The organism is Kitasatospora sp. NPDC056327 (genome assembly GCF_042261735.1).
GTDB lineage: Bacteria > Actinomycetota > Actinomycetes > Streptomycetales > Streptomycetaceae > Kitasatospora.
In genome coordinates, this window is record NZ_JBHJRC010000002.1 from 63311 (window position 1) to 75255 (window position 11945).

Genomic DNA, 11945 nt, shown 5'->3' on the forward strand with positions numbered 1-11945 from the left:
GACGGCGGCTCCCGATGGTGAACGACGACAAGCTGAGGGACTACCTCAAGCGCGTGACGGCGGATCTGCACCACACCCGCCGGCGCCTGACCGAGGCCGAGGAAGCGGGCCGCGAGCCGATCGCGGTCGTCGCGATGAGCTGCCGCTACCCCGGCGGCGTACGGTCCCCCGAGGACCTCTGGCGCCTGGTCACCGACGGCACCGACGCCATCACCGGCTTCCCCCGCGACCGGGGCTGGGACCTGGAGCACCTGGACGACCCGGACCAGCTGCGCGAGGGCACCAGCCACACCGTCCTGGGCGGCTTCCTCGACGACGTCGGGCACTTCGACCCCGGATTCTTCGGGATCTCCCCGCGCGAAGCGCTCGCGATGGACCCGCAGCAGCGGCTCCTCCTGGAGACCACCTGGGAGGCGTTCGAACGGGCCGGCATCGACCCCGCGACCCTGCGGGGCAGCAGGACCGGCGTCTTCGCCGGAGTGATGTACCAGGACTACGCGGTACGGCTGCGCCAGGTCCCCGACGACGTGGCCGGGTACGTCGGCAGCGGCAGCTCCGACAGCGTCGCCTCGGGCCGGGTCGCCTACACCTTCGGGCTGGAGGGCCCGGCGGTCAGCATCGACACCGCCTGCTCCTCCTCGCTGGTCGCCATCCACCTCGCGGCCCAGGCCCTGCGGTCCGGTGACTGCACCCTGGCCCTGGCCGGGGGCGCGATGGTCATGTCGACACCCGTCCCGTTCGTGGAGATGAGCCGCCAGGGCGGCCTGGCCCGGGACGGCCGCTGCAAGTCCTTCGCCGCCGCGGCCGACGGCACCGGCTGGGGCGAGGGCGTCGGCATGCTCCTGCTGGAGCGACTCTCCGACGCCCGGCGCAACGGCCACCCGGTCCTCGCCCTGATCCGCGGCACCGCCGTCAACCAGGACGGCGCCAGCAGCAGGCTCACCGCACCGAACGGCCCCGCCCAGCAGCGCGTCATCCGCCACGCCCTGGCCAACGCCGGACTCACCCCCGCCGATGTGGACGTGGTCGAGGCGCACGGCACCGGTACCCCGCTGGGCGACCCGATCGAGGCCCAGGCCCTGCTGGCCACCTACGGGCAGGAGCGCCCGGGCGGGCAGCCGCTGCTGCTCGGCTCGCTGAAGTCCAACATCGGGCACACCCAGGCGGCGGCCGGCGTCGGCGGCGTCATCAAGACCGTCCTCGCCATGCGGCACGGCACCGTCCCGCCCACCCTGCACGCGCAGGACCCGTCCCCGCAGATCGACTGGACCGCGGGCGCGGTACGCCTGGTCACCGAGAACACCCCCTGGCCCGGGACCGGCCGGCCGCGCCGGGCCGCGGTGTCCTCCTTCGGCGTCAGCGGCACCAACGGACACGTCGTCCTGGAACAGGCGGACGAGTCCACCGAGCCCGCGGACCCCACCGACCCCACCGGGCCCGCGGGCGGGGCCGGTCCGGCCGGGGGCGCCGTCCGGCAGACCACCGGCCCGGGCGGCACACCGCCCGTCCTGCCCTGGGTGCTCTCCGGACGCACCGCCGAAGCGCTCCGCGCCCAGGCCGCACGGCTGCGCGACCACCTCGACGCCCACCCCGGGCCCGGCCCGGCCGAGATCGGCCACGCCCTCGCGACGACCCGCGCCGCGCACGAGCACCGGGCGGTCCTGATCGGCACCCACCCCGGCGACTTCCGGGCCGGCCTCGACGCCCTGGCGGCCGGCCGCACCGCCCCCGGCCTGGTCCTCGGCACCGCCGGAACCGGCGGCGAGGTCGCCCTGGTGTTCCCCGGACAGGGATCCCAGTGGGCCGGCATGGCCGTCGGACTCCTCGACTCGGCCCCCGCCTTCGCCGCCCGCATCGCGGACTGCGGGCGCGCCCTGGCCCCCTTCGTCGACTGGTCCCTGGAGGCCGTCCTGCGCGGTGCCCCCGGCACCCCGCCGGCCGACCGCGTCGACGTGGTGCAGCCGGTGCTGTGGGCCGTCATGGTCTCCCTGGCCGAACTGTGGCGCGCCCACGGCATCACCCCCGGCGCCGTCGTCGGCCACTCCCAGGGCGAGATCGCGGCGGCGTGCGTCGCCGGCGCCCTGTCCCTGGACGACGCCGCACGGGTCGTCGCCCTGCGCAGCCGGGCGATCCGCGCCCTGTCCGGCCGCGGCGGCATGGCTTCGGTGGCCCTGCCCGCCGACCAGGTCGCCGAACACCTCGCACCCTGGGAGGGCCGGCTCTCCGTCGCCGCCGTCAACGGCCCCGCCTCCACCGTGGTCTCCGGCGACACCGACGCGCTCGACGCGTTCCTCGACCGGACGACGGCCCTGGACATCCGCAGCCGGCGCATCCCCGTCGACTACGCCTCGCACAGCGCCCACGTGGAGGACATCCGAGCCGAACTGCTGTCCCGGCTCGACGGACTGACCCCCCGTCGGTCCACCGTCCCCTTCTACTCCACCCTCACCGGCGGCCTGCTGGAGGACACCACCGTCCTGGACGCCGACTACTGGTACCGCAACCTCCGCGGGACCGTCCGCTTCGAACAGGCCACCCGCGCGCTGCTCGCCGACGGCTACCAGGTCCTCCTGGAGAGCAGCCCGCACCCCGTCCTCACCGTCGGCGTCCTGGAGACCGCCGAGGACGCGGGCGCCGACGCCACCGCAGTGGGCACCCTGCGCCGCGACGACGGCGGCCCGCGCCGGTTCACCGAGTCCCTGGCCGAACTCCACCTGCGCGGAGTCTCCCCGGACTGGGACACCGTCTTCGCCGGCCGCCGCCCCGGACGGGTGGAACTGCCCACCTACGCCTTCCAGCGCGACCCGTACTGGCTGGAGGACGGCGCCGCGCCCGTCGCCGACGTCACCTCCGCCGGACTGACCCCCGCGGACCATCCGTTGCTGGGCGCCGTCGTGGTCCTCTCCGACAGCGACGGCCTGCTCCTCACCGGCCGCCTGTCGGCCCGCACCCACCCGTGGCTCGCCGACCACGCCGTCGGCGGCCGGGCACTGCTCCCGGGCACCGCGTTCCTGGAACTCGCGCTCCAGGCCGGGGCCCGGGTCGGCTGGCCCCGGGTCGAGGAGTTCACCCTGGAGGCCCCCCTGGTGCTGCCCGAACACGGCGGCACCGTGCTCCGCCTCACCGTGGGCGCCCCCGACTCCCGGGGCCACCGCCCGCTCAGCCTGCACTCCCGGCCGGACGCACCCGCCGACGGCGGACCCGACGACGACGAGTGGACCAGGCACGCCGAGGGCGTCCTGGCCCGGGACGGCGCGGAGGGTGCCGGGGCCGACGGGCCGATGCCCTGGCCGCCGCCCGGCGCCGAACCCCTCGCCCTCGACGGACTGTACGACCGCTTCGCGGCGGGCGGCTTCGTCTACGGTCCCGCCTTCCAGGGGCTGCGAGCGGTCTGGCGGCGCGGCGACGAGCTGTTCGCCGAGGCCGTCGTGCCCGCCGGGCCGGCACCCGACGCCGCCGCGTTCGGTCTGCACCCGGCCCTGCTGGACGCGGCCCTGCACGCCACCGGCGTGCCCGGCGCCCCGGGCGCGGACGCCCACCCCGAGGGACGGCTGCCGTTCTCCTGGAACGGTGTGACCCTGCACGCCACCGGCGCCGACACGATCCGCGTCCGGCTCGCCCCCGCCGGACCGGACGCGGTGACGCTCGCCGTCGCCGACGCGACCGGCGCCCCCGTGGCGACCGTGGACGCGCTGGTCCTGCGGCCCGCCGGCGCCGGCGGCCCCGGTTCCGGCGGCGCCCGCCGGGGCCGCCACCAGGACCTCTACACGACGGAGTGGGTCACCGTTCCCCCGCACGGCGGCGGTGCGCCCGTCCACCGGACCGCGGACCTCGCCGCGCTGCCGGCGGCCGTCGACGCCGGAGCCCCGGTGCCCGAAACGGTCCTGCTCCTCTGCGCCGAACCCCCGGACGCGGCCGGACCGGCCGCGGCGGTCCGCGCGGCCGTCCACCGGGCCCTCACCGACGTCCGGACCTGGCTCGCCGACGACCGCTTCGCCGGCTCGCGCCTGGTGTTCGCCACCCGGGGCGCGGTCGGCGCCGGGGAGGGGGAGGACGTCCGCAACCCCGCGCACAGCGCGCTCTGGGGCCTGGTCCGCTCGGCCCGGTCCGAACACCCCGGGCGCTTCGCCCTGCTGGACCTCGACCCCGACGACGAGCACGGCGCCTCCGCGGGCGTCGCCGCGGCCCTCGCCTCGGGGGAACCGGAGTCCGCGGTCCGTGGCGACGACGTCCGCGTACCCCGGCTGGTCCGGGCCCCCGGGAACGCCCCGGACCTCCCGGACCTCCCGGACGGCGCGGCAGGGCCGGTCCGGGCCTTCGACCCGGACGGCACGGTGCTCGTCACCGGCGGCACCGGGCTGCTCGGCTCCCACATCGCCCGCCGCCTGGTCACCCGGCACGGCGTCCGGCACCTGCTGCTGCTCTCCCGCAGCGGCCCGGCCGCCGCCGGGGCCGGGGAACTGCGGGCCGAACTCGCCGCGCTGGGGGCCGAGACCGCCGTGGTCGCCTGCGACGCCGCCGACCGGGCGGCCCTGGCCGCCGTGCTCGCGGACCTGCCGCCCGCGCACCCGCTGACCGCCGTGGTCCACACCGCGGGCACCCTCGACGACGGCGTCGTCACCGCACTCACCCCCGAGCGGGTGGACGCCGTGCTGCGCCCCAAGGTCGACGCCGCCCTCCACCTGCACGAACTGACCCGCGGTCTCGACCTCACGCACTTCGTGCTCTTCTCCTCCGCCGCGGGCACCTTCGGCGGCCCCGGGCAGGCGAACTACGCCGCCGCCAACGCCTTCCTCGACGCCCTGGCCGCCCGGCGCCGGGCGGCGGGGCTGGCCGGTCAGTCCCTGGCCTGGACCCTGTGGGAGCAGCGCAGCGCCCTCACCGGCCACCTCGACGAGGACGACGTACGACGCCTCGCCCGGTCCGGGATGCCACCGCTCCCCACCGAGCGGGGACTCGCGCTCTTCGACACCGCGCTCACCGTGGACCGGGCCGGCCTGGTCCCGATGCGCCTCGACGCCGCGGCCCTGCGGTCCGCGGCGGCGGACGGCACCCTGCCGCCGCTGCTGCGCGGCCTGGTGCGCTCCGTGCCGCGCCGGGCGGCCACCGCCGCGGAGGCGACGGCCGGCGACAACGCCCTGCGGCTGCGGCTCGCGGCCCTCGACGGCACCGGAAGGACCAGGCTGCTCGTCGAACTCGTCCGCACCCACGCGGCAGCCGTCCTCGGCCACGCCTCCCCGGACGCCCTCGACCCCGGACGGGCCTTCCGCGAACTGGGATTCGACTCGCTGGCCTCGGTGGAACTGCGCAACCGTCTGAACGCGGCCACCGGCCTGCGGCTTCCCGCCAGCCTGGTGTTCGACCACCCGAACCCGGCGGCGCTCGCGGCGTTCCTGGGCGCCGGCCTCACGGACACGGAAGCGGGCGCGGCCCTCCCGCCCGCCGTAGCAGCGGGGAAGGCCGGCCGGAACCGGGACGCGGACGACGACCGGATCGCGATCGTCTCCGCGGCCTGCCGCCTCCCCGGCGGGGTCCGCTCGCCCGAGGACCTGTGGCGGATGCTGGCCGAGGGCCGCGACGGCATGTCCGGGTTCCCCACCGACCGGGGCTGGAGCCCGGACACGCTCTACGACCCCGATCCCGACAGCACCGGCACCTCGGTCACCCGCGTGGGCGGTTTCCTCCACGACGCGGCCGAGTTCGACGCGGAGTTCTTCGGGATCTCGCCGCGCGAGGCCCTGGCCATGGACCCCCAGCAGCGGCTGCTCCTGGAGACCACCTGGGAACTCTTCGAGCGCGCGGCCATCGACCCGTCCGCGCTGCGCGGCGCGCCGGTCGGCACGTACATCGGCCTGATGCAGCAGGACTACGCCGCCCGGCTGCTGCCCCACATCCCGGAGGACGTCGAGGGATTCCTCGGCACCGGCAACTCGGGAAGCGTCGTCTCCGGACGCCTGGCCTATTTCTTCGGTCTGGAGGGCCCCGCGGTCACCGTGGACACGGCGTGCTCGTCCTCGCTGGTGGCCCTGCACCTGGCGGTGCGGGCGCTGCGGGCGGGCGAGTGCTCGCTGGCGCTGGCCGGCGGCGTCAACGTGATGTGCAGCCCCGAACTGTTCGTGGAGTTCAGCCGGCAGGGCGGTCTGGCCCCGGACGGCCGCTGCAAGTCCTTCGCCGCGGCGGCCGACGGGACCGCCTTCGGCGAGGGCGCCGGCATGGTGCTGCTGGAGCGGTTGTCGGACGCGCGGCGCAACGGGCATCCGGTGCTGGCGGTGGTGCGTGGTTCGGCGGTGAACCAGGACGGTGCGAGCAACGGCCTGACGGCGCCGAACGGTCCGTCGCAGCAGCGGGTGATCCGGGCGGCGCTGGCGGACGCGGGGCTGTCGGCGTCCGAGGTGGACGTGGTGGAGGCGCACGGCACCGGCACCACGCTGGGCGACCCGATCGAGGCGCAGGCGCTGCTGGCGACGTACGGTCAGGACCGTTCCGCCGAACGACCGGTGTGGATCGGCTCGCTGAAGTCCAACATCGGCCACACCTCGGCTGCCGCCGGTGTGGCGGGGGTCATCAAGGCGGTGCTGGCGATGCGGCACGGGGTGATGCCCAGGACGCTGCACGTGGACGGTCCGACGCCCGAGGTGGACTGGTCGGCGGGGGCCGGGCGGCTGCTGACGGAGGCGCGCGCCTGGGACGACACGGGACGCCCGCGCCGGGCCGGGGTCTCCGCCTTCGGTGTCAGCGGGACCAACGCCCACGTCGTCCTCGAACAGGCGCCGGCCGACCCGACAGCCTCCGGAGACACGCTCGTCGACGGGTCCGGGGCGCCGGGGACCGGACCCGCCGCCGTGCCCCTGCTCATCTCGGCGCGCACTCCGGAGGCGTTGGGCGCCCAGGCCGCAGCGCTGGCGGCCCGGTTCGGGGACGGGTCGGGCGTCCGGGCCGCGGACGTGGCCTTCTCACTGGCCACGGGCCGCAGCGCGCTGGGACACCGCGCGGTGCTGGTGGGCACGGAGGAGGACCTTGCCGAGCACCTGACCGCGCTGTCGCAGGGTGCTGCGGTGTCCGGCGGTGGGCTGGTCTCCGGTCGTTCGGTGTTGGTGTTCCCGGGTCAGGGTTCGCAGTGGGTGGGGATGGCTGCGGAGTTGTTGGCCGGGTCGGGGGTGTTCGCGGCGCGGATGGCGGAGTGCGAGCGGGCTCTGGCGCCCTTCACCGATTGGTCGTTGGTGGAGGCGCTGGGTTCGGAGGCGCTGCTGTCGCGGGTGGATGTGGTGCAGCCGGTGCTGTGGGCGGTGATGGTGTCGCTGGCGGAGGTGTGGCGGTCCTTCGGTGTGGTGCCGGACGCGGTGGTGGGTCACTCCCAGGGTGAGATCGCTGCGGCGTGTGTGGCGGGTGGTCTGAGTCTGGAGGACGGGGCGCGGGTGGTGGCGCTGCGTTCGCGTGCGGTGGGGGCCTTGGCGGGCCGGGGCGGGATGGCGTCGGTGCCGTTGCCGGTGGGGGTGGCCCGGGAGCGGATCGCCCCGTGGGCGGGTGGGTTGTCGGTGGCGGCGGTGAACGGTCCGTCGTCGACGGTGGTGTCGGGTGATGCGGACGCGGTGGCGGAGCTGGTCGGTGTGTTGGTGGGGGAGGGGGTGCGGGCGCGGGTGATCGATGTGGACTACGCGTCGCACTCCGCGCATGTCGAGGAGATCCGCGAGCGCCTGCTGTCCGACCTGGAGGGCGTCAACCCCCTGTCCGCTTCGGTGCCGTTCTTCTCGACGGTGACGGGTGGCTGGCTGGACACCGGGGCCCTGGACGCCGGGTACTGGTTCCGAAACCTGCGGGAGACGGTCGAGTTCGGGCGGGCCACGGAGGCGTTGCTGGGGGAGGGTTTCCGGTTCTTCGTGGAGTCCAGCCCGCATGCGGTGCTGGGCGTGGCGGTGGGGGAGTCGGTGGAGGTCGCCGGCGTGGAGGCTGCGGTGCTGGGGACGTTGCGTCGGGGTGAGGGTGGCCCGGAGCAGGTGCTGCGTGCGGTGGGCCGTGCGTGGGAGCGGGGCTTGGCGGTGGACTGGTCGGGGGCGTTCCCGGAGGCGCGGCGCGTCGAGCTGCCGACGTACGCCTTCCAGCGCAGCCGCTACTGGCTCGACGTTCCGACCACGAGCCGGGACGTCGCCTCGGCGGGCCTCGCCACGACCGGGCACCCGCTGCTCGGAGCGGCGGTGCACGTGGCGGGCTCCGACGAACTGCTGCTCAGCGGCCGGATCTCGCTGCACACCCACCCCTGGCTCGCCGACCACGCCGTGGCGGGAGCCGTCCTCCTCCCCGGCACGGCCCTTCTCGAACTCGCGCTCCGTGCCGGGGCCGAGGCGGGCTGCCCGGCGGTCGAGGAACTCACCCTCGGATCGCCGCTCGTGCTCCCGGACGAAGGAGCTGTCCACCTCCAGCTGCGGGTGGCCGCACCCGACGGCGACGGTCGGCGCGGGCTCGGCGTGTTCGCCCGTACGGCACAGGACGCCGACGCCCCCTGGACCGAGCACGCCACCGGTGCCCTGGCACCCCGGCCCGCCGCGGACCAGGCCGGAGCCGCGGCCGGTCTGCTGAGCTGGCCGCCGTCCGGTGCCGAACCCCTGGACACCGACGACCTCTACGAGCGCTTCGCCGAGGCCGGCTACCACTACGGCCCGGCCTTCCGCGGCATCCGGGCCGCGTGGCTCCGCGGCGGCGAGGTGTTCGCCGAGGTGGTGCTGCCCGAGCAGCAGCACGCCGACGCCGCCGGATGCGTGCTGCACCCCGCGCTGCTGGACGCGGCGCTCCAGACCGCCGTACTGCTGCCCGAGCAGGACGGCCGGGCCCGGCTGCCCTTCAGCTGGAGCGGGGTGACCGGTGGGATCACCGGAGCCACCACGCTGCGCGTGCGGCTCGCCGCCGACACGCCGGACGTCGTGACCCTGCACGCCCACGACCTGTCCGGACGGCAGGTGCTCGGCGTGGGGGCCCTGTCGCTGCGGCCGATGGCCGCCGGCGGCCCGCTCTCCGCGACCGCCCACGCCGACCTGCTGTACCGCCTCGACTGGATCCCGGCCACCGATCCGGGTGACGGCCCCGTGCCCACCTGGGGCGCCCTCGGCGGCGCCGTCCCCGGCGTGGTGTCCTGGCCGGACCTCGACGCCCTGGGGGCCGCGCTCGGAGCGGGCACCGTCCTCCCCGAGGTGGTCGTGGCGACCGTGGCCACCGCCGGCCTGCCCGACCCCGCCGACCGGGTCCGCGCCACCGCGCACCAGGGACTCGCCCTCGTGCAGCAGTGGCTGGCCGACGAGCGGTTCGCCGACGCCAGGCTGGCCCTGCTCACCAGGGACGCGGTCCGGACAGGCCCGGTCGACCGCCCCGTCGATCCCGCCCAGGCCGCCCTCTGGGGCCTGGTGCGCAGCGCGCGGTCCGAGCATCCCGGGCGCTTCGTCCTCGTCGACGTGGCCGGGACCGGTGAGCCGGCGGACGCCCTGCCCGCTGCGCTCGCCGCCGGGGAGCCCGAGCTGGCGCTGCGGACCGGCCCGCCGCTGGTGCCGCGGCTGGTCCGCGGCGGCCGGCCGGACGGCACGCTGTCGCTGCCGGACGGTGGCGCCTGGCGGCTCACCACCGACGGCCGGGGCACCCTGGAGGACATCGTGGCGGGGCCCGCTCCGGCGGCCCTCGCCCCGCTGGGCAAGGGCGAGGTACGGATCGCGGTGCGTGCCGCCGGGCTGAACTTCCACGATGTCATCGCCGCGCTCGGCCTCGACCCCGACCCCGAACAGCAGGGACTGGGCAGCGAGGGCGCCGGAACCGTCGTCGAGGTGGGCCCGGGTGTGGACGACCTGGTGCCCGGGGACCGGGTGATGGGGATCTTCGGCGGAGCGTTCGGCCCGACCGCCGTCGCCGACCGCCGCACCGTCGCCCGGATACCGGAGGGCTGGTCCTTCGCCCGCGCCGCATCCGTGCCGGTGGTCTTTCTCACCGCCTACTACGGTCTGTTCGATCTCGGCGGACTGCGGCGAGGGGAGTCGGTGCTGGTCCACGCCGCGGCCGGCGGCGTCGGCATGGCCGCGGTGCAGCTCGCCCGGCACGCCGGTGCGCAGGTGTTCGCGACCGCCTCGCCGGCCAAGTGGGACGTCCTGCGGGCCGGTGGACTGGACGCCGAGCACATCGCCTCGACCCGTACCACCGACTTCGCCGAGAAGTTCCTCACGGCCACCGGCGGGAGCGGCGTCGACGTCGTACTCGACAGCCTGGCCCGGGAGTTCGTCGACGCCGGTCTACGGCTGTTGCCGAACGGCGGCCGGTTCGTGGAGATGGGCAAGACGGACGTCCGCGACCCCGGGACGGTCGCCCGGGAGCACCCCGGGGTGCGCTACCGGGCGTTCGACCTGATGGAGGCCGGTCCGGAACGCATCGGCGAGATGCTCGCCGAGGTCCTGGGCCTCTTCGAGCAGGGGGTGCTGAGTCCCCTGCCCGTCACCGGCTGGGACGTCCGGCAGGCCCCGGCCGCCCTGCGCTCGCTCAGCCAGGCCCGGGGCGTGGGCAAGAACGTCCTGCTGCTGCCCGCTCCTCCGGACCCCGGGGGGACGGTCCTGGTCACCGGGGCCACCGGCACCCTGGGACGGCTCCTGGCCCGGCACCTGGTCGTCGCGCACGGCTCCCGGCACCTGCTGCTGGCGGGCCGCCGGGGCGGATCGGCCGACGGCATGCCGGAGCTGGTGCGGGAACTGAGCGGGCTCGGGGCGTCGGTGACCGTCGCGGCCTGCGACGTCGCCGACCGCGACGCGCTCGCCGCCCTGCTCGGCTCGGTGCCCGCCGCGCACCCGCTGACCGTCGTCGTCCACGCGGCCGGGGTCCTGGACGACGCCACGGTCACCGGGCTGACTCCGGACCGGCTCGACCGCGTCCTGCGGCCCAAGGCGGACGCGGCGCTGGCCCTGGACGAGCTCACCCGGGACCTCGACCTCGCGGCGCTGGTCCTGTTCTCCTCGGGCACCGCCCAGTTCGGCGCGGCCGGGCAGGCGAACTACGCCGCGGCCAACGCGGTCCTGGACGCCCTCGCCGCCGAGCGCCGGGCCGAGGGGCTGCCCGGCCTCTCCATCGGCTGGGGCCTGTGGGAGGAGCGCAGCACGATGACCGCCGCGGTCACCGCGGGCCGGGGCGTCGGAGCGGGCGCGCTGACCTCGGCGGAGGGCCTGGCCCTGTTCGACGCGGCACTCGACTCCCCGTACGCCTACCGGCTCGCGGCCAGGATCGCCCCGTCCGTGCTGCGGGCGGACGACCGGCTGCCCGCCGTGCTCCGCGGCCTCGTCCGCCCCGCCCGCACCGGCGCGGCCTCCGCCGCGGCACCGGCCCGCTCGATCGCGCAGCAGCTCGCCGAGCTGCCCGAGGACGAGCTGTACCGGACCCTGCTCGACCTGGTGCGCGGCAACGCCGCCGCGGTGCTCGGGCACAGTTCGCCCAACCTGATCCGCCCGGCCCGCCCGTTCAAGGACGTCGGCTTCGACTCCCTCACCGGGGTCGAACTGCGGAACCGGCTGATGTCCTCGACCGGGCTGCGGCTGCCGGCCGCGCTCGTCTTCGACCACCCCACCCCGGATGCACTGGCACGCCACCTCGCCGAGCGGGCCGGCGCCGCCCGACCGACCGGCGACGCGGCGGTCCGGGCCGGCCTCGACACCCTGGAGACCCTGCTCGACGCCCTGCCGCCGGACGGCGTCAGCGAGGAACTCGCCGCCCGGATCAGGGAAGTGCTGTCCCGCCCGCTGCCCGGCGGAGCGCCGGCCGGCGCCGTCCGCCCCACGGGCGACGCGGACGACCTCGCCCCCGACCTGATCGAGGCGGCCAGCGACGACGAGGTCTTCGACTACATCGACCGGCAGTTGGGATCGGCATGACCAGGGCGACGGTCCGCGCACCCCGCGCACCCCGAGACGAGACCCGAGCAGCCCGAGACGAAA

1 protein-coding gene is annotated in these 11945 nt (G+C 76.4%); it reads left to right on the forward strand.

Features of this window, described 5'->3' with window-relative positions; genetic code table 11:
• Window positions 1-17 precede the first annotated feature (17 nt).
• On the forward strand, window positions 18-11882 hold the full coding sequence (locus ACFCX4_RS00590; RefSeq protein WP_376137676.1) for an SDR family NAD(P)-dependent oxidoreductase: 11865 nt from the start codon (window positions 18-20) through the stop codon (window positions 11880-11882).
• Window positions 11883-11945 lie beyond the last annotated feature (63 nt).